Annotated in this window: 19 protein-coding genes and 1 pseudogene; 8 read left to right on the forward strand and 12 right to left on the reverse strand. The window is 75.0% G+C overall.

Annotation, left to right across the window (positions count from 1 at the left end; genetic code table 11):
- Window positions 1-161: 161 nt before the first annotated feature.
- From ACI8AK_RS05445 to ACI8AK_RS05475, 7 genes are all read right to left on the reverse strand, one after another.
- Window positions 162-998, reverse strand: a complete 837-nt coding sequence (locus ACI8AK_RS05445; RefSeq protein ID WP_387985188.1) for a substrate-binding periplasmic protein — start codon at window positions 996-998, stop codon at window positions 162-164.
- An 80-nt stretch (window positions 999-1,078) separates the two neighbouring features.
- Entirely contained in the window at window positions 1,079-1,735 is a 657-nt protein-coding gene (locus ACI8AK_RS05450; protein WP_387985185.1) for an amino acid ABC transporter permease, read from the reverse strand.
- On the reverse strand, window positions 1,732-2,370 hold the full coding sequence (locus tag ACI8AK_RS05455) for an amino acid ABC transporter permease (RefSeq protein ID WP_387985182.1): 639 nt from the start codon (window positions 2,368-2,370) through the stop codon (window positions 1,732-1,734). The genes ACI8AK_RS05450 and ACI8AK_RS05455 overlap by 4 nt, the downstream gene beginning before the upstream one ends.
- Complete coding sequence (locus ACI8AK_RS05460; RefSeq protein WP_387985179.1) at window positions 2,370-3,134, reverse strand: amino acid ABC transporter ATP-binding protein; 765 nt, start codon at window positions 3,132-3,134, stop codon at window positions 2,370-2,372. Before ACI8AK_RS05460 ends, ACI8AK_RS05455 begins: the two co-directional genes overlap by 1 nt.
- Complete coding sequence (locus ACI8AK_RS05465) at window positions 3,131-4,291, reverse strand: aminotransferase class III-fold pyridoxal phosphate-dependent enzyme (protein WP_387985177.1); 1,161 nt, start codon at window positions 4,289-4,291, stop codon at window positions 3,131-3,133. The genes ACI8AK_RS05460 and ACI8AK_RS05465 overlap by 4 nt, the downstream gene beginning before the upstream one ends.
- Window positions 4,292-4,322: 31 nt before the next feature.
- Window positions 4,323-5,858, reverse strand: a complete 1,536-nt coding sequence (locus ACI8AK_RS05470; RefSeq protein ID WP_387985175.1) for an aldehyde dehydrogenase family protein — start codon at window positions 5,856-5,858, stop codon at window positions 4,323-4,325.
- Window positions 5,859-5,896: 38 nt separating this feature from the next.
- On the reverse strand, window positions 5,897-7,075 hold the full coding sequence (locus ACI8AK_RS05475) for an NAD(P)/FAD-dependent oxidoreductase (RefSeq protein ID WP_456955402.1): 1,179 nt from the start codon (window positions 7,073-7,075) through the stop codon (window positions 5,897-5,899).
- 286 nt (window positions 7,076-7,361) lie between these two features.
- On the opposite strand from ACI8AK_RS05475, the gene ACI8AK_RS05480 reads away from it, so the two are divergent.
- The 5 genes from ACI8AK_RS05480 (at window position 7,362) to ACI8AK_RS05500 (ending at window position 13,062) form a co-directional block, all read left to right on the forward strand.
- The gene (locus ACI8AK_RS05480; protein WP_456955404.1) at window positions 7,362-8,222 is read left to right on the forward strand and encodes an MBL fold metallo-hydrolase; all 861 of its coding nucleotides are present in this window, start codon (window positions 7,362-7,364) and stop codon (window positions 8,220-8,222) included.
- A gap of 95 nt (window positions 8,223-8,317) precedes the next feature.
- Window positions 8,318-9,067, forward strand: coding sequence for a FadR/GntR family transcriptional regulator (locus ACI8AK_RS05485; protein ID WP_387985168.1), 750 nt, complete (start codon window positions 8,318-8,320; stop codon window positions 9,065-9,067).
- The gene (locus tag ACI8AK_RS05490; RefSeq protein ID WP_387985166.1) at window positions 9,067-9,783 is read left to right on the forward strand and encodes a cache domain-containing protein; all 717 of its coding nucleotides are present in this window, start codon (window positions 9,067-9,069) and stop codon (window positions 9,781-9,783) included. Before ACI8AK_RS05485 ends, ACI8AK_RS05490 begins: the two co-directional genes overlap by 1 nt.
- 388 nt (window positions 9,784-10,171) lie before the next feature.
- Window positions 10,172-11,620, forward strand: a complete 1,449-nt coding sequence (locus ACI8AK_RS05495) for an APC family permease (RefSeq protein WP_387985163.1) — start codon at window positions 10,172-10,174, stop codon at window positions 11,618-11,620.
- On the forward strand, window positions 11,620-13,062 hold the full coding sequence (locus ACI8AK_RS05500; RefSeq protein WP_387985160.1) for an amidase: 1,443 nt from the start codon (window positions 11,620-11,622) through the stop codon (window positions 13,060-13,062). The genes ACI8AK_RS05495 and ACI8AK_RS05500 overlap by 1 nt, the downstream gene beginning before the upstream one ends.
- Before the next feature lie 376 nt (window positions 13,063-13,438).
- Here ACI8AK_RS05500 and ACI8AK_RS05505 read toward each other — a convergent pair whose 3' ends face one another.
- The 3 genes from ACI8AK_RS05505 to ACI8AK_RS05515 form a co-directional block, all read right to left on the reverse strand.
- A complete protein-coding gene (locus ACI8AK_RS05505; protein WP_456955406.1) occupies window positions 13,439-14,452 on the reverse strand; it encodes an SGNH/GDSL hydrolase family protein in 1,014 nt (337 codons plus the stop codon).
- Between the two features lie 213 nt (window positions 14,453-14,665).
- Entirely contained in the window at window positions 14,666-14,998 is a 333-nt protein-coding gene (locus tag ACI8AK_RS05510) for a branched-chain amino acid transporter permease (RefSeq protein WP_456955408.1), read from the reverse strand.
- Window positions 14,991-15,671 (reverse strand): AzlC family ABC transporter permease, encoded by a 681-nt coding sequence (locus tag ACI8AK_RS05515; RefSeq protein WP_387985153.1) that lies wholly within the window; start codon window positions 15,669-15,671, stop codon window positions 14,991-14,993. Before ACI8AK_RS05515 ends, ACI8AK_RS05510 begins: the two co-directional genes overlap by 8 nt.
- Here ACI8AK_RS05515 and ACI8AK_RS05520 point away from each other — a divergent pair.
- The 3 genes and pseudogenes from ACI8AK_RS05520 to ACI8AK_RS05530 form a co-directional block, all read left to right on the forward strand.
- Window positions 15,658-15,804 (forward strand): annotated as a pseudogene (locus ACI8AK_RS05520) (winged helix-turn-helix transcriptional regulator); the annotation flags it as partial. The gene ACI8AK_RS05515 and the pseudogene ACI8AK_RS05520 overlap by 14 nt on opposite strands.
- Before the next feature lie 21 nt (window positions 15,805-15,825).
- Window positions 15,826-16,104 carry an Lrp/AsnC family transcriptional regulator gene (locus tag ACI8AK_RS05525; RefSeq protein WP_387985857.1) on the forward strand — a complete coding sequence of 93 codons (279 nt, stop codon included), beginning with the start codon at window positions 15,826-15,828 and terminating at the stop codon, window positions 16,102-16,104.
- Window positions 16,105-16,213: 109 nt separating this feature from the next.
- A complete protein-coding gene (locus ACI8AK_RS05530; RefSeq protein WP_387985150.1) occupies window positions 16,214-17,407 on the forward strand; it encodes an NAD(P)/FAD-dependent oxidoreductase in 1,194 nt (397 codons plus the stop codon).
- Here the strand turns inward: ACI8AK_RS05530 and ACI8AK_RS05535 are convergent.
- On the reverse strand, window positions 17,386-18,114 hold the full coding sequence (locus ACI8AK_RS05535; RefSeq protein ID WP_387985147.1) for a B3/B4 domain-containing protein: 729 nt from the start codon (window positions 18,112-18,114) through the stop codon (window positions 17,386-17,388). The two genes, ACI8AK_RS05530 and ACI8AK_RS05535, sit on opposite strands and share 22 nt — an antisense overlap.
- Entirely contained in the window at window positions 18,111-18,701 is a 591-nt protein-coding gene (locus ACI8AK_RS05540) for a helix-turn-helix domain-containing protein (RefSeq protein ID WP_387985144.1), read from the reverse strand. Before ACI8AK_RS05540 ends, ACI8AK_RS05535 begins: the two co-directional genes overlap by 4 nt.
- Between the last annotated feature and the right edge of the window lie 8 nt (window positions 18,702-18,709).

Raw genomic sequence — 18,709 nt, forward strand, 5'->3', positions numbered from 1 at the left:
CGGGATGGCGCCCGGCCGGCGGAGTGGTCGGCCGACCCCGTGTGCTCACGGGGACCGGCACCGCCGTGGACGGGGACCAGCACGGCACCCCACCGGCAGACGGGGAGGGCCCGTGGCCACGGGTGAGCGCGACCACGGGCCCCTGACTTGCAGGCGGACCGTCAGATCAGCCGGGGGTCGCCCACCTCGGCGGCCGACGCCGGCAGCCCGTTGGCCTCGAGGATCTCGACCAGCGAGCCGTCCGCGCGCATCTGCGTGACGTGCTCGTCGATCGCCGTGGCCAGGGCGTCGTTGCTCGGGTCGAGCAGCAGGCTCGTCTGCGAGGGCTCCTCGGTCGCGGGGACCCGCGGGTCGGTCTCGAGGACCTCGATCCGGAAGTCGGTGCCCTCGGTGGACTGCGCCGCGGCGCCGTAGCCGTCCAGGCCGATGTCCAGGCGCCCGGCGGTCAGGTCCTGGGCGAGGCTGAGCGAGTCGGGGTAGGTCCGCAGGCTGTCGCCGAGCAGCTCGCGCAGCGCGTCGACCCAGAGGTAGCCCTCCACGGTGCCCACCTGCTTGCCGATGAGGTCGTCGACGGTCGAGACGCCGTCGGCCGACATCACGGTGAGCTCGTCGAGGTACACGGGGGCGCTCAGGGTGACCACGTCGCCGCGCGCGGCGGTCCGGTAGAAGCCGCCGACCGCGACGTCGACCCGGCCGGTCTCCACGGCAGGGACCGCGGTGGCGTAGGTGTAGGCCTCGTACTCGATCGTCAGGCACTCGTCGGCGGCGATCTCCTTGAGGATGTCGCTGTCGATGCCCTCGGCCTGGCCGCCCTCCTCGAAGGAGTAGGGCGGGGTGTTGGTCAGGGCGACGGTGAGCACGCCCTCCTCGACCGTCTCGAACTGGTGGGCGGGCTCGCAGTCGGCCGCCACCTCGCCGGCCGGGTCCGATCCGCAGCCCACGAGGGCCACGGCGGAACCGAGGGCGAGGACGGCGGCGCTCAGGCGGTGCGTCTTCACGGTGATCTCCTCAGGACGAACGGGCCCGACGGCGGGATCGCCGTCGCGCTGCGGTGCGGTGGGTGGAGCGGGTGGTGCCGTCAGAGGTGGCGGGACAGCCGCCGTTCTGTGCCGTTGGTCAGCCAGCCGGCGGGGATCGTCACGGCCAGGTAGAGCAGCCCGGCCAGCACGAGGACGTCGAGGTAGCGGAAGGTCGCCGCGCCGATGGAGTAGGCCTGGCTGAGCAGCTCGACGACCGAGATCGTGAAGGTCAGCGACGTGGCCTGGAAGATCAGGATCGCGAAGCCCATGAGCGACGGCAGGGCGATCCGGACCCCCTGCGGGACGATGACGTAGCGGAGCGTGTCCCGGCGCGACATGCCCAGGGCACCGGCCGCCTCGGTCTCCCCGGCCGGCACGGCCTGCAGGCCGCCGCGGAGGATCTCGCTGGTGTAGCCGGCCGTGGTGAGCGACAGCGCCGCGATGGCGGAGACGAAGGCGGTCAGGGACAGCCCGGCCGAGGGCAGCCCGTAGTAGACGAACTGCAGCATGACCAGCGCCGGCGTGCCGCGGCCGATCTCCACCAGGCCGATGGCCGTCCACCGCACCGCCCGGTTGCGCGCCGAGCTGAGCAGGGCGAGCGCCAGGCCGAGCGGCACCCCGATCAGCAGGCTCACCACGGTGAGCTGCAGGCTGGTGAGCAGGCCCTCCAGCAGCCGGGGCAGCCAGTCGCCCCACGAGGTCAGCAGGCCGGTCATCGCGCCACCCGCGCCCGGAGTCGTGCGTCGAGGCCGCGGGACAGCCAGGCCAGCGGCGCGCTGAGCAGGATGTAGACCGCCGCGGCGACGAAGAACGGGGTGAGTCCCGCCCCCATCGACCGGGCGCTCTGCGTGGCCCGGAAAAGGATCTCGGTGACGCCGATCGCCGAGACGATCGTGGAGTCCTTGAGCAGGCTGATCGCGTAGGTGGTCGCGGCGGGCAGCGAGACCCGGAACGCCTGCGGCGCCACGATGCGGACCAGCGTGTCGCTGCCGCCCATCCCCAGCGCCGAGGCGGCCTCCCACTGCCCGCGGTGCACGGCGGACAGCCCACCGCGGTAGATCTCGGCCAGGTAGCCGGCGGAGATGATCCCGAGCCCGATCACCCCGGCCTCGATCGGCTCGAGCCGGATCAGGTCCCTGCCCAGGCCGAAGAAGATGAGGAACAGCCAGACCACCGGCGGGATCCCGCGGACGACGTCGATGACGACGCGGCCCAGCCAGCGGACCGGCGTCACCCGCGACCGCCGGGCCGCCGCCAGGGGCACCGCCAGCACGGCGCCCAGCGCGAACGCCAGGACCGTGACCAGCAGGGTGACCGGCACCCCGAGCAGCACAGCCTCGAGGACGTCCATCAGCGGTCGACCACCGCGCTGAGGAAGCGCCGGGCACGGTCGGTGGCCGGCGTGCGCAGCACCTGCTCGGGGCTGCCCTCCTCGAGGATCGCGCCGTCGGCCATGACCACGACGCGGTCGGCGACGTCGGCCGCGAAGTGGATCTCGTGGGTGACGACGACCATGGTCATGCCGTCGGCGGCCAGCTCGCGCATGACGGCGAGGACCTCCAGGCCCAGCTCCGGGTCCAGCGCGGACGTCGGCTCGTCGAAGAGCATGACCTCCGGGTCGAGGGCCAGGGCGCGGGCGATCGCGACCCGCTGCTGCTGACCGCCGGAGCAGCGGGAGGGGTAGGTGTCGGCCTTGGCGCCGAGGCCCACCCGCTCGAGCAGCTGCCGGGAGCGCTCGTCGGCCTCGGCGCGGCTGCGGCCGAGCACCCGCTCCTGCGGGAGGGAGACGTTGCGCAGCACGGTCATGTGCGGGAACAGGTTGAACGACTGGAAGACCATGCCGACGTTGCGGCGCAGGGCGGCGAGGTCGCGGTGGGAGACGCCGGCGCCGGGCTCGACCGCCCGGCCGACCACCTCGACGCGGCCGGAGTCGGCCCGCTCGAGCAGGTTGATGCAGCGCAGCAGCGTGCTCTTGCCCGACCCGCTGGGGCCGATGATCGCCACGACCTCGCCGCGGGCGACCGACAGCGAGACGTCCTTGACGACCACGAGGTCGCCGAACTGCTTGTGGATCCGGTCGAGGACGACGACGGGTTCCTGCGCCACGGCGCTCACGCGGCCACCTCCACAGCGGCGAGGACGGCGTCGCGGACGGTGTCCACGTCGTCGTCGGTCATCGGGGTCGAGAGGGCGAGCAGGCCGTTGGTGCCGGCCAGCACCCCCCGCTCGTAGAGGCGCCACCAGGTGGCGCCCGGGTCGGGCAGCAGGAGCCGGACCAGCGAGCCCGAGCCGCTGACCGCGACACCGCGGGCGGCGAGCTCCTCCCGCAGCCGGTCGCCGCGGGCGTTGAGGGCGGCCACCTCGTCGGCGCCGAAGAGCCGCAGGGCCGCCGTGCCGGTGCGCATGGTCACCGGGTTGGCGCTGAAGGTGCCGCCCCAGCTGACCGCGCCGTCGGCGAGCGGGCTGAAGGCGTCGAGGACCTCGCGGCGCCCGCCGACGCCGCCCACCGGGAACCCGCCGCCGACGACCTTGCCGACGGTGACCAGGTCGGGTTCGACGCCGTAGCGGCTGTGCAGGCCACCGACCTCCAGCCGCAGGGTGATGACCTCGTCGACGACCAGCAGCGCGCCGGCCCCGCGGGTCAGCGCGGCCACCAGCTCGACGAACGACGGGTCCGCCGGCCGCAGCCCGGCCCGGTTGGGCATGAGGTCGACGAGGACGGCGGCCACCTCGCCGCCCCGGGCCCGCATCAGGTCGGCGAAGGCCCCCGCGTCGCCCTGCGGGAGGGTCACCACGGCCTCGGCCACGCTGCCGGGGACGCCCGGGGCGGTGGGGTCGACGACGGCGTCGTAGGTGCCGTGGTAGCTGCCGGCGAAGCGGACCACCAGGTCGCGGCCGGTGGCCGCGCGGGCGCCGCGCAGGGCCATCATCACGGCCTCGGTGCCGGAGTTGCAGAACCGCCAGCTCGGCAGGCCCACCCGCTCCCGCAGCAGCTCGGCGCAGACCACCTCGGACTCCGTCGGCAACCCGAAGGCGGACCCGGCGGCCACTGCCTCGGTGGCCACCGCGACCAGCTCGGGGTGGGCGTGGCCGTGGATCAGCGCCGTGTAGTTGTTGTTGCAGTCGACGACCTGGTGCCCGGTGGCGTCGGTGACGACGCAGCCGCTGCCGGACACCGCGTACGGCGGGTGCGGCGGCACGAAGAGCGTGCTGCGGGTGTTGCCGCCCGGCATGACGCGGCGGGCGCGGTCCCGGAGCTCGGCGACCGTCACGGTGCCTCCTCGGTCGGTGGGGTCGGGTCGGTCAGCCGGCGACGGTGCGCGACTGCTCGCGCATGAAGCCGGGCAGGTACCAGGGGCCCAGGCCGCCCTTGCCGGACGAGCCGCTGGCCTTCCAGCCGCAGAAGGACTGGATGCCGGGCCAGGCGCCGGTGGTCGCGCCCGCACGCCGGTTGACGTAGACGACGCCGGCCTCGATCTCGTCGAGGAAGCGGTCGACCTCGTCCTGGTCGCCGGTGAAGACGCCGGCCGACAGGCCGTAGTCGACGGCGTTGGCCTCCGCGATCGCCTCGTCGAACCCGTCCACCGCGGTGACGGTGACGAACGGCGCGAACAGCTCCTCGCGGGTCAGCGGGTGGCCCAGCGGCAGGTCGGCGACGACGACCGGGCGGTAGAAGTTGCCGCTGCGCTCCTCGGCGCGGCCGCCGGTGACCACCCGGCCGTCGCGCGCCGCCGCGGCGAGGGCGTCGTCGATGCGGCGGCTGACGGCGTCGTCGGCGACCGGGCCCATGCCGGTGCGCGGGTCGGCCGGGTCGCCGACGACGATCGCCTCGGCCGCCGCGGCGAGCTTGGCGACGAGCTCGTCGGCGACGCGGCGGTCGACGACCACGCGGCGGCAGGCGCTGCACTTCTGGCCCGACAGGCCGAACGCGGAGCGGGCGATGCCGTGCGCGGCGTCGTCGAGGTCGGCGGTGGCGGTGACGATCGCGGGGTTGCTGCCGCCCATCTCGGCGAGCACCGGCCGGGCGTACGCGCCCTGACCCAGCTCGCGGACCAGCTGCCAGCCGACGGCGGCCGAGCCGGTGAAGGCGATCCCGTCGACGGCGGCGCCGGCCAGCTCGCGGCCGGTGTCCGCGCCGCCGTGCACGACGTTCAGCACGCCGGCGGGCAGCGCCGCGCCCAGGATCTCCCACGCCAGCGCCGTGGAGCGCGGCGTCTTGTCCGACGGCTTGGCGACGACGGTGTTGCCGGTGACCAGCGCGGCCGCGGCCATGTTGACGGCCAGGGCGACGGGGAAGTTGAAGGGCGCGATGACGGCGAAGACGCCGAAGGGGCGCAGGACGTCGGTGTTGCGCTCGCCCGGTGCCGACCGGAGGGGGGTGACGAAGCCGTCGTTGCGCTCCATCTCGGCGCAGTAGTGCTCGACGAGGTCGACGGCCTCCTGGGCCTCGGCCAGCGCCTCGAGCCGGGTCTTGCCGGTCTCGGCCGAGACGACGCCGGCGATCTCGGCGGCGCGGTCGGCGAACCCGGCCTTCGCCTGCCGCAGCGCCGCGATGCGGTCCGCGGCGGGCGTCGTCCGCCAGCCCCGGGTCGCGGCGCGGGCGGCGGCCACGGCGTCGGCGACCACGGCGCTGTCGGCGGTGCGCGCGGTGGCGACCACGGTCCCGGGCGCGCAGGGGTCCTCGCGGGTGAACGTCGCGCCGCGCTCGTCGGGCCGCCCGGCGATGACGTGGGCGAGCACCTCGCTGCCCTTGCGGGCCTCGGCGAGGGCGGCCTCGAAGCGGGCGTCGAGGTCGGCGTCGCCGAGGTCGGTCGATCCGTAGTCGAGCTTGGTGGTCACCGGGACTCTCCTTGCGTGCGGGGGATCGGACGGGGCGGTCAGGGGGCCTGGGTGGCGGCCGGCGCCGCCGGCGCCAGGCGGGCCGGGTCCCAGCCCGGGTCGGTGGCGGCGAAGGTCGGCTCGGGGACGCCGACGAGCGCCTCGGCGGCGACCCGGCCGATGGCGGGGGCGAGCTGGATGCCGTTGCCGCCGCCGCCGACGGCGCAGACGACGTCGGCGCGGGAGGGGTGGCGCCCGACGATCGGCCGGTGGTCGGGCGTCATCGGGTAGAGACCGGTCCAGCTGCGCCCGATCGCCGCGCCGTCGGTGTCGGCGAGTCGCTCGGTCAGCCGCTCGACGAGCTCCTCCAGGAAGGCGTCGTCGACCCGGCCGAGGGGCACGTCGGGCGAGACGGCGTCGGCGACCGCCTCCTCCACGTGCAGCCCCGCGATGAGCTGGTCGGCGCGCTCGGAGCGGAAGTAGACGCCGGCCCGTCCGGACCCGGGCACGTAGTCCATGACGAAGGGCAGCAGCGGGGTGAGCGGCTCGGCCAGCTCGATGGTCACCGCGCCGTGCAGCTGCGGGACCAGCGGCACCGGCGCCCCGAGCAGGTCGCCGACCGCGCCGGCCCACGGGCCCGCGGCGTTGACCACGACGTCGGCCTCGACCGTCCGGCGGGGGGTCCGCAGCGTCCACCCGCCCGACGACGCCTCGGCGCCGACCAGCCGCTCGTTCGTCAGGACCCGCCCGCCCCGCTCCCGGACGAGCCGGGCGGCCAGCGTGCAGTACTCGTAGCCGTCGATGTGCCCGTCCGAGGGGCCGAAGAGCCCGCCGACGAGGTCGTCGACCACCAGGTGCGGCCACCGCCGGGCGATCTCGGCCGGGGTCAGGACCTCGGCGTCGGGCACGCCGGCGGCGCGCTGCCGCTCGATGCTGCGCCCGTAGGCGTCGAGGTCCGCCGCGCTGCGGGCGGTGCGCAGGTAGCCGCCGCGGACGAAGGTCAGCCCGTGGTCGCGTTCCAGGCGGTCGTAGTGGCGACGGCCGTGCGCCCGGACCGCGATGTCGGCGGCCTCGACGTACTGGGTCTCGACCATGCCGACGGACAGCCCGGACGACCCGTCGCCGGGGTGGCCGGCGTCGAGGACGACCACGTCCCCGACGCCGAGGTCCTGCAGCTCCGTGGCGGTGGACAGCCCGCAGACCCCGGCGCCGATCACCGCGACACGGACATCACTCACGTCGAACTCCTCGGAGTCAGCAGGGCCTCAGCGGGGGAACCTCGTCCAGCGGCCGCGTGGGTGTCCGGGCCTGCTGTCGCTGCGGGTGGACGTCGGACCGGGTCGTCGGCCGGAGGTCCACCTCGGCGTGCGGGTAAACATATAGCCCTGTCGGTTTGAGTCAACGGTCGTCGGCCGGGCGGTTACCGGATCGTGTTCTGCGGGGGTCCGACCGGTGCCCGACGCCGCGAGGGGGTGCACTGCACGCATGGGTCCAGGTGCTGATCACGACGTCCGGTACGGGGGCGTGACCGTCCTCGCCTCCCCGGAGGGCGGCCGCTATCCCTGTGGCAACTCGCTGCTGGTCTCCGGGTCCGAGGCCACCGTCCTCGTCGACCCCTCCCTCGAGGTCTCGCGCCGCGGGCGGGCCACGGGGGCGGTCGACCTGGTGGCGGTGAGCCACGGCCACGAGGACCACGTCTCCGGGCTGCACGTCTTCCCCGAGGTGCCCGCCCTGGCGCACCCGGCCGACGCCCCGGCGGTCCAGGACCCGGAGGTCCTCCTCTCGGGCTTCGGGATGGCCGGCCCGGAGGCGGCGGAGTTCCGCGCGACCCTGCGCGACACCTTCTCCCTCGTCGGCCACGCGGACGTCCGGCCCGTCGCGGACGGTGAGGTGATCGACCTCGGCGGCCGGTCGCTGACCGTCGTCCACCTCCCCGGGCACACCGCGGGCCACTGCGGCTTCCTCGTCGAGCCGGACGGCTTCCTCTTCACCGGCGACATCGACCTGACGTCCTTCGGTCCGTACTACGGCGACGTCGGCAGCGATCTGGACGCCTTCGAGGCCTCCCTGGCGCGGCTCCGGGACGTCGAGGCCCGCTGGTACGGCACCGCGCACCAGCGCGGGGTCGTCGAGGGCCGGACGGAGTTCCTCGCCCGGCTCGACGAGTTCGCCGCGGTGATCGGCCGCCGCGACGAGGCGCTCCTCGCGATGCTGGCCGAGCCGCTGACGGTGGCCGACGTCGTCGCCCGGCGGCTGGTGTACCGCCCCCACGTCCAGCTGCCCTTCGTGGCCGCCGTCGAGCGCCGGACGGCCGAACTGCACCTCGAACGCCTGCGGCGGGCGGGACGGGTGCGTGAGGACGACGGTGTCTTCCGGGCCGTCTAGTCCCGCGTCCGACGACCGGCCCGGCCCGGCCGGGCCGGGCCGACTAGGGTGGCCGCCGGGATCGGCGTCCGCGACGCCACGGGACCGGAGGTGACGTGCGCACCGATCTGCTGTCGACGCTGACGCGGCGGGTGCTGTTCGCGCCGCTGGCCGACCAGGGCCGGGCGGACGTCGTGGCGGTCCGGCTGCGCACCGCCATCACCCTCGGGGTGCTCGCCGAGGGCGAGCAGCTGCCGGCCGAGGCCGACCTCGCGGCGCAGTTCAACATCTCCCCGGTGACCCTCCGGGAGGCCCTCACCCAGCTGCGGGACCAGGGGCTGGTCACCACCAAGCGCGGCCGCGGGGGCGGCACCGTCGTCACCGCCGGGCGGCCGGACCAGCTCCGTGCGGCGGCGGAGCAGGCCCGACCGCTGTCCGGTCTGGACCTGCGCGACCTGGCCGACTGGCGGCGCGCCGTCGCGGCGGAGTCCGCGGCGCTCGCCGCCCGCCGGGCCTCCGCCGAGAACGTCGCCCTGCTCGAGCGGGGCAGCGATCGGCTGTCCACCGCCGGCGACGAGGTGGAGGCACGCCGGGCCGACAGCCGCTTCCTCATCGAGCTGGCGGCGGCGGCGCAGTCGGTGCGGCTGAGCACGAGCATGATCGGTCTGCAGGTGGAGTACGCGCCGTTGCTGACCCTCGCGTACGTGGACACAGGTGTGAGGTCGACCGTGTCGCAGTTGTTCGAGGCCACCGTCCGCGCGGTCCGCGACGCGGAGCCCGACGTGGCCCGCGGGTGCGTGGTCCGGGCGGTCGACCACGTGGCCGGGCGGGTCGCGGAGCTGCGGACCCGCGGGTGGGCCGTCTGATGGCCGGCACGGCGCCGGCGTCCGCCGACGGTGCGCTGCGGGACGCCGCCGCCGGTGTCGTCGAGCTGACCGCCCCGGTCTTCGGCGACCTGACCGGGCTCGGGGAGACGGCCGCCCGGCGGCTCGACCTCACCCGGCACCCGGTCTTCGGTGAACCGCGGGCCTGGGACGCCCTCGAGCCCGACGTGGGCGCGATGCTCCGGAACCGGGCGCTGGTCACCGGGGCCGGCCTGGCGGTCCGCCCGCCGACCGAGTCGGGGGCCGGGGTGCCCTCGATGGCCTGGTGGGTCATCCGGGACGGCGAGGTCCGCGTCAAGCAACACGTCCTCAACCCCAGGTCCGACTCCTTCTACGACGTCCCCCGGGCCCGCTGGTTCCGCGTGCCCTACGCCAGCGGGGCGCCCACGCTGCTCTCCCCGTACGTCGACAGCTGGGGCACCGACGACGTCACGATGACCGCGGCCGTGCCGCTCACCGTGGGCGGCGAGACGCTGGGCGTGGTGGCCGCCGACCTCGACGTCCGCGCCTTCCTCGACGCCGTCGAGCGACTGCTCGTGGCGGCGGGGGCCACCGCCCTGCTCGACGAGGAGGACCGGGTCATCACCGCGATCCACCCGCAGCTGGAGACCGGCTCGAGGTTGGCCGCCACGGAGGTGGGCCCGGTCGCGGCGCGCGCCGGGATCGCGCAGTTCGGCTGGGCCGTCGTCCGTCTCTGACCGCCGGAGTCATCGGTCTCGCTGCTCCAGAGTCGTCCCTGGCCTGGAGTCCCCGACGCGTCACGGGAAGCGCGGCGGTCGCCGGCTGCGGGTCCCGCTCGTCACCGGAGGGTCGGGCGGGGGCACGACCATCGCTGGTGTCGTCGCGGACGTCATGAGTGGGACGGGACCGGAGCGGCAGCCACGGGATCCCTGCTCCTGGGAAGCGACGGTGACCTCCGGCGTTCGGCGCGGGGCTGGTCGAGGCGCGGGTGTGACAACTCGCCGAGTCGCACCCTTGCCAACAAAACCGACAGCACTGTAGGTATTACAGCCGCGTCCAGGCCGCGTGACCTCCACCACTCGACGGCGGGTCATCCGCCGCCTCCTCACTACGGATTGAGAACCCATGAGCACGAAGCACGAACCGACGGGCCTGAGGGCCAACTCCGTGCGCACGCCAGGCTTGATCGCACAGTCACTGGGGGCTGACGAGCCGCAGCTGTCCGCGGTCGTCGTGGTCGCGTCCGTCGCACTGTTCGCCGGGGGAGCGACCCCCGCCGCCCTGCTCATCGCCGCGATCGGGATCGCCGGCTTCCTCTACCTCGTGGCGAAGTTCTCCGCCGTCGTGGGCGATGCGGGTGGTCTCTACACCATCGCGACCGAGGGGCTGGGGCGGCGGGCGGGCGCGGTGACCGGCTGGTTCATGGTGTACGGCCTGGTGCTCATCGTGCCGTCGCTCTTCATCGCCGCGGCCTTCCTGACCCAGGCTTTCTTCGCCGCCGTGACCCCCGGCATGACGGCGTTGAGCGGTCAGTGGATCTGGTGGGCGGTCGTCCTGACGACGGTCGGGCTCTTCGTCGTCTTCCGCGGCGTCACGGTCTCGGTCACGCTCCTGCTGGCCATGACCTTCCTCGGTCTGACAGCCCTGCTGGTGTTCGACCTGGCGATCCTGTTGCAGGGTGGCCTCGAGGGCATCGCCTGGGGTTCGCTCCTGCCGTGGAACCTGGGTGGGATCGGTGCCACAGCGCTGTTCGCTGCGCTCGGCCTGGCCGTTTACACCTTCGGCGGCCTCGAGGGCTCGGTCTACCTCGCAGAGGAGGCCGAGGCACCGACCCGCACGGTGCCCAGAGCCGTCCTCATCTCCGGCGGGATCGCCAGCGGCTTCTTCATCCTGACCGCCCTGGCAGTCGTCAGCGGCTACGGGACCGAGCGAGTGGGCGAGGAGTGGGGCACCAAGGTCAGCGGCGTCCTCCTCGAGCTCTCGGACATCTACCTCTTCCCCGGCTACGGGCAGTTCCTCCTCGCCATGGTCGCCCTGTCGGGTTTCTCGGTCGCGATCGCCAACGCCAACAGCACGGTGCGGTTGCTCTACAGCTGGGCTCAGAAGGGCCTGCTGCCTCGGTCCCTGGCGCGCAGCCACCCGACCCATCGCACCCCGCACGTCGCGACCGCGGTGGTCGCCGTCGCCGTCGCCGTCGCCGTCGTGTTCTTCTTCGCGTGGCAGGGTGGATCGGCCGCGGGTGCCTTCAACTCGTTCACCTGGCTGTCGCTCGCCGGGGTCTTCGGTGAGATCCTCGCGTACCTCATGGTGGGAGTCGCCGGCTTCGTGTACGGACGGCGCCACGGCAAGGGGCTCCTCTTCACCTACGTCGCGCCGATCCTCTGCGTCACGGTCATGGGGCTGGCGCTCGTCACCTACTTCGTGCCGGCGCCACCGGTCGCGCCGTTCACGTGGACTCCGGTGGTAGGCGCCGGCCTCGCGCTCGTCGGTGGCATCTACGCCGTCCGTGCGTCGACGCGGGAGGAGCGCGGGGAAGCGCTGCCCACCACCCTCCCCGTGCAGGAGTCGGCCTGATGGATCTCGCTGCCTACGCCGCACTCGACGGCACCGGACTCGCCGAGGCCGTTCGCGCCGGATCGGTGTCAGCGGGCGAACTGGTCGAGACGGCGCACCGAGCGGCGAACGGGACTGCCGGCACCGTCGGTGCGGTCGCGGAGTTCTACACCGACCGGCTGGAGCAGGTGACCGAGGTCGACGCCGGGCTCCCGTTCGCCGGGGTGCCGATCATGATGAAGGACGTCGGCTTCCACGAGCGCGGGCGGTCGGCCACCTGCGGCAGTGCACTGCTCGAGGGCGTGATGGCCGCGGAGGACAGCGAGCTCATGCGGCGGCTCCGTGCCGCGGGCGTCACCAGCGTGGGGCGGACCACCGCCTCCGAGTTCGCGATCATGGCGACGGTCGAGACCCGCGCGTACGGGATCACCCGCAACCCGTGGGACGGCAGCCGCATCGCCGGGGGATCCAGCGGTGGGGCCGCGGCCGCCGTCGCCGCGGGGATCGTCCCCGTGGCCCACGGCAACGACGGCGGCGGATCCATCCGCATGCCCGCCGCCTGCTGCGGAGTCGTGGGTATGAAGCCCAGTCGCGGCCGGGTGTCGTCCGCGCCGTGGCGACGACCCGTCGGTGACCTGGTCTACGAGTTCGTCCTGACCAGGTCCGTGCGTGATTCCGCACGCATGCTCGACGTCCTGGCCGGCCCGGACCCGGACGTCACCCACGGCCTCCCCACACCCGAGGCCGGTTACGCCGGTTGCCTGGAACGACCGTCGGAGCCGTTGCGCATCGGGTACACGCTCGAGCGCATGGACGGCCGCCCCACCGACCCGGAGGTGCGGGCCGGTGTGGAACGCGCGGTCGAGCTGTGCGCGGCCCTCGGTCACGAGATGGTCGAGTGCCGTCCGGAGCTGCCGTATGAGAGCTATGTCGAGGCCACCCTCGCCGTCTGGGGTCTCGAGACGGCCATCGCAGTAGACGAGGCCGCGCTGGCCAGCGGTCGGCCGGCGGACGACGAGCATCTCGAGGGCCTGACCCTCGCCTGGGCGGAGCACGGAAGACGGCTCACGCCGTTGCGTCTCGGGCGGGCGCTCGACGTCCTCGACGACGTCCGCCGGCGGATGAACCGCTTCATGGCCGGATTCGACGCCTACGTCAGCTCGACCCTGCCCGTACTGCCCCCACCACTCGGCACCTACGACCCGGATCTCGACGTCCCGGCGGAGTGGTACTACGGCAGCCCCGTCGGGCAGCTGGAGGTGACGACCATGGTCTTCAACTGCTCGGGGCAACCGGCGATCTCCATCCCGCTCGAGGTCTCGGTGGAGGGCCTGCCGATCGGCATCCACCTCGCTGCTCCCCATGGGCGCGACGACACCGTGCTGCAGTTGGCGGCGGATCTGGAGCGAGCGGCTCCCTGGCGGCACCGGCTCCCACCCGTCCACGTGTCACGGATCGGCTGAGGCGCTCGCCTGCCCGACTGCGCGCGCAGTCCTGACCCAGCGGGGGTCCGAGAACCATGGGCCCGGGCACCGCTCAGGGGTCGGCTGCAGCACTGACCGGACCGCACGTCCGGCCCGTCCCGGGCCGGTCGGACCCCCCGTGCCCGTCAGCGACCGGGGTGGCAGCCATCGCGTCCGCGGGTCGAGCGAGGCTCTCCCAGAACGAGGGAAGGGCCCGCGACCTCGATCGCGGGACCTTCCCTCGTGCTCGAGCGGGTGTCCGAGCTCGGGGCGTCCTGTACGGCCGTCTCGGGACACGAGGACGCGACCGCTTCCTTCGGTTCCCGCAGGCAGGGAGGCCCGGCGCCCGGATGGGGCCGGGCCTCCCCGGGGGTGCTCAGACGTGCCAGGCGGCGGCCGCCTCGTCGTGCACGAAGCCGGCGATGAGCTCCCGGGTGGCGGCCGTGAAGTGGCCGTAGCCGGCGAAGGCGTACGTCCGGTCCGCGTCCGGGGTGACCCAGGCGTCCGGCCCGCAGGAGAACCCGGCGTTCGTGCACGCGTCGCCGTCCACGACCTCGAAGCCGTACTCGGCGGGGGAGGCCTCGACGTCGGCGAACAGGCCGGCCACGTCCACCAGCCGGACCCGGCGGTCCTCGGGGAGCGCGTCGGCCAGCGCCAGGTTGAAGGTGGTGGTGAGCGCCCCGGCCAGTGCGTTGCCCCCCGCCTGGATGCCGGGCCCCTCGGCGGTGATCCCGAGGTCGATCATGTTGAGCACCGCCACCCGCTTGGCCCCGGCGGCCAGGACGTCCGCGACCAGGTCCGCCTCGCGCCGGGCCACCGCCACGACCTCGTCGGTCGCCTGCTCGATCTCCTCGCCGGTGAGGTCCCCGACGACGAAGCGTGCGGCCTGTTCCTCGTCACCGGCCAGGTGGGTGAGGATGTCGTTGCCGCCCGCCCAGACGGTGACGAGCTGGTGGCTGTCGAAGGAGCCGTGCTCGTCCAGGAACGCCTCCAGCTGGGCGGTCATGGGGCGGGGCGTGCCGTCCGGGTCGTCGGTGATCGGCGCGACGAAGGCCCCGCCCTCGGCGTAGTTCAGGCCGCCGACGGTCTCCTCGGAGAGGACCGCGCCGTCCTCGCCCTGCGTCACGAGGCGGTTGACCTCCTGGTCGGCCCCGTACTCGGCGGCGAGCAGCTGCGGCCAGGCCTCACCCGGCGTCGTCCCGAAGACGTAGCCGAACGTGCCGGCGTCCGACCAGCTGTCCCCGAACGACACGACCTCGCGGACGGGGCCGGTCGGCTGGTCCCCCGGCCTGTTGCCCGGTGCCGCCACCGCGGCTGAGGAGGCGCAGACGGTCGGGACCAGGACGGCGGCGAGCACGGCCGCGCGGGCGGAACGGCGGGCGGTGGGCATGGGTGACCTCCGGGCGAGCGCTGGGTGGGACAGTGAACCTATAGCGCTGTCGTTTTTATGGTCAACGCGTCGCCGGGACGTCGCCGACGGGTGTCCGGACGGGGCGGCGGTGCCCGTCGACGGTCGGGGCCCGGCCGTGCCCCGGGGGGCGTCCGACCGGGTCGGCAGGACGGCGGGCGCCGGACCGGCCGGCGGGGGCTGCGGCGGACGGCCTCAGGCGCCGGCGAGCAGGGTGGCGAGGGTGACGTGCACGGCGGTGCCGACGGCGATGCTGAGCAGCACGTGCCCCCGCCACAGGTGCAGCCCGACGGTGACCGCGACGGCGACGACGAACGGCAGCGCGGCGACCACCGAGCCGGTCGGGACGTCCCGCAGCGTGGGGGCGGCGAGGATGCACAGGACGCCCAGCGGCACGTGCCGGCGCAGGGTGGCGACGACGGCGCTGTCGTGCACGGGTGCCAGCACGGCGAACGGTGCGGCGCGCAGCGTCCAGGTCACCGCGGCGGACAGGCCGACGACGACGGCGACGTAGCCGGGCTCAGGCACGGCGGGCCCCGCTCCCGGGTCGGCGGCCGGTCGGGCGGCGCGCGCGCCGGCGGCCGGCGCCGTGGCGCAGGAGCAGCAGTGCGGTGAAGCCGGCGTAGGCGGCCGGCAGCGCCTGCCCGGGCAGCAGGACCATTGCGCCCAGGGCGCAGGCCAGCGCCACCACCGCGGTGCGCAGGTCCGGCTGCGCCCGGTAGGCGTCGACGGCCAGCACGGTGAACAGGGCGGACAGCGCGAAGTCCAGGCCGTGCAGGGAGTCCAGCGGCAGGACGTCGCCGAGCAGGCCGCCGAGGGTCGCGCCGGTGACCCAGGAGGCGTGCAGGACGACCTGCAGGCTGACGATCCGGGTGCTCGACCACCGCTGCGCGTCGGGGCCGGTGGTGAACGCGTGGGCCTCGTCGGTGAGCGCGGACGTGCCGTAGGTGCGGGCGACCGGTCCGCGCAACCGGTGCAGCGGGAAGGACAGCGCGTAGAACACGTGCCGGCAGTTGACCACGGCCGCCGTCACCGCCACCTGCGCCAGGGGCGCCGCCGCGGCCACCATCCCGACCAGCAGGAACTCCAGCGACCCGGCGAAGACGACGGCGCTGAAGACCGTCGCCCACCACCACGCCAGGCCGGAGTGGAGCACGAGCAGGCCGAACGCGACGCCGAGCGGGATCATCCCCAGCGCCACCGGTGCCGCCAGGCGGACCCCGGCACGGACCTCGGCGCGCCGACCCGGCGGGGACTGCGGCAGCGGCCGGGAGGAGGTCGGCCTCGCCCCGCCGCCGTGCCTGCGCCGGGTCAAGCGGCTCGAGGCCGAGGGGGTCATCACCGGGTACCGGGCGGTGGTCGACCCGCGGGCGGCCGGACGGGCCTTCCAGGTCGTCGTCGCGGTGGAGATCCGGGCCAACGACCGGCGCACCGTCGAGGAGTTCGAGGACGCCGTCCTGGCCTTCGAGGAGGTGGTCGAGGTGCGGCGGCTGTTCGGTGTCCCCGACTACTTCCTCCTCGTCGCCGTCGCCGACGCCGAGGCGTTCGAGGCGTTCCAGATGAACAAGTTGATCGGCCTCCCGGCCGTCGCCCGCGCCGTCTCCCACCAGACGATGCGCCTGCTCAAGGGCTGACCGCGGAGCCGCGGGACCCCCTCGCCGTCGTCGGCTCGCCGGGGGCGTGGCACTCCCCGCACCCGGTCCGGCAGAGTCGCGGCACCGTCACCCCCGGAGGAGGACACCCGTGACCAGCGCCCCGGTGCCGCTGTGGCAGGACGAGCCGTACCGCCCGCGGTCCCCGCTGCAGGGGGAGGCGCGGGCGGACGTGTGCGTGGTCGGCGCGGGCGTCGGCGGGCTGGCGACCGCCCGGCGGCTGCTCGACGCCGGCCTCTCGGTGGTCGTGCTCGACCGGCACGAGGTGGCGTCGGGCGCCAGCGGCCGCAACGGCGGCTTCTTCATCGCCGGCGCCGCGCCGATGTACCACGAGACCCGTGAGCTCTGGGGGCGCGAGCGGGCGGTCGCCGTCCACGCGGCGACGCTGGCCGCCCAGCGGGAGGTGCTCGAGGTGGCCGAGGCCGTCGGCGCCCGCGCGCACTTCCGCGTCGACGGGCTGCTCCGGCTCGCCGTCGACGCGGCCGAGGCCGACGACGTCCGGGCCAACGCCGCGGCGCTCGCCGAGGACGGCTTCCCCGGGCAGGTCGTGGCGGGCGACGACCTCCCCGGCCCGCTCGCCCGGCCGGAGCGCGCCGGGCTGCTCTTCCCGCACGACGGGTCGGTGCACCCGGTCCGCTGGCTGCGGGCGCTGGCCGCCGCCCTGGAGGCGCGCGGCGCGCGGGTCTTCGAGCGCTCGGCGGTGGTCGCGCCGCCGGCCGCCGACGGGGACGGCGTCGTCGTGCGGACGGCGGCCGGGACGGTGCGCTGCGACCGGGCGGTCGTGGCCGTCGACGGCGACCTCGCGGCGCTGGTGCCCACGGCGGCGGCCGTGCGCCCGCGGCGGCTCAACATGCTCGCCACCGCACCGCTCGGGGAGACGGTCCTCCCGTTCCCCGTGTACGCCCGCTACGGCCACGAGTACGTGCACCAGACCGCGGACGGCCGGATCGCCCTCGGCGGCTTCTCCGACCTCGACGGGGACGCCAGCTGGACCGACCGCGCCGAGGTCTCCGGGCCGGTGCAGGCGCGGCTGGACCGGTGGCTGCGCGAGGAGCTCCGGGTCGGCGCGCCGGTGACGCACCGGTGGGCCGGCGTCGTGGGCTTCGCCGCGGACCCCCTGCCCCGGTGCGGGCCGGTGCCCGGCACCGGCGGGCGGGTGCTCGCGCTGGGTGGCTACAACGGCACCGGCCACGTGCAGGCGTGGGTCGCCTCCCGCGTGGTGGCGGACCTGGTCGTCAGCGGCGCGAGCGCCTCGGCCGGGCTCTACGCCCCCGTCGACGCCTGAGCGCCGAGCAGCCGCCGGTGGACGACGGCGCCGGGGCCCAGCGCGAGCAGGGCGTCGGTGAGCGCGTCGGCCGCGGCGTGCGCGTCGTCGTCGGTCATCGGGTCCAGGACGTCCAGGATGAACAGCGCGCTGGTGGTGCCGGTCGTGATCCGGGTGCGCACGCCCTGCCGCCAGTTCCAGCGGCGGCAGGTGACCCCGGCGTCGTCGCGCCACACGACCTCGCCCGGCTCCGGGTGCTCGACCACCGTCTCCCCGCCCGCGGTGGTGTCGAACGGCTCGCTGCCGTCGGCGCGCACCAGCCGCGGCGGGCCGGCGTAGGCGGTGCGGTCCTCCCCGCCGAGCGGCAGCAGGTGGGCGACGGAGACGGCGTTGTAGACGTCGGTGATCCGGTCGACCCGGGGCAGACCGTCGGCGTTGAGGCGGCGCAGCAGCGCCTCGACGCTGGGTCGGGTGCGCTGCGGCTTGGCGCCGAAGGCCCGGTACGCCTCGCGCCAGGCGGCCGGGTGCGGCAGCTCCTCGGGCCTGCGCCCGTCCAGCCGCTCCCGCGCGGTGGCCTCGGCGGCGGCGAGGACGCGCTCGCTCACCGCGTCGCTGGGGCCGCCCTGCAGCCCGTCGGCGGTCAGCAGCAGCGCCCGGTAGTCCGGGCGCAGGGCGAGCACGGCGTCGTCGACGGCGGCAGCGGCCAGCCACTCCTGCGGGTCGGTCATCTGCGTCCTCCGGTGACGTCGGGCTGGAACACGGTCAGGGTGAAGCGGGCGGGGCCGGTCGCGTCGGCGGGGGCGGCGTAGCCGTGGGGGACGTCGCCGGCGAAGGCCGCGGAGTCCCCGCTCCCCAGCCGCTCGGTGCGGTCCCCGACGCGGAGGTCGACCCCGCCGTCGAGCACCAGCAGCAGCTCGCGGGTGCCGGCGCTGTGCGGCTCGCTGGTGTGCTCCTCGCCCGGGTGCAGGGTCCAGTCCCACAGCTCGACGACGTCGGGCGGCTCGGTGCCGGCGACCAGCAGCGCCCGCCCGCCGCGCGCGCCGCGCCACAGCACCGGTGCCTGCCCGGCCGCGGTGACGGTCAGCGCGCGGGGGCGCTCGACGTCGACCAGCACGGGCAGGCCGACGCCGAGGGCGTCGCTGATCCGCAGCAGGGTGGCGATGCTCGGGTTGCCCTCGCCGTGCTCGATGGTGATCACCATCCGGCGGCTGACGCCGGAGCGGTCGGCCAGCTCGTCGAGGGTCCAGCCGCGGGCGGTGCGGTGCTGCCGGACACGCTGCCCGATCAGCTCGTTGACCCCGGGCGCTTGCGTCATACCCGCTC

It is taken from the genome of Geodermatophilus sp. SYSU D00867 (genome assembly GCF_054050315.1).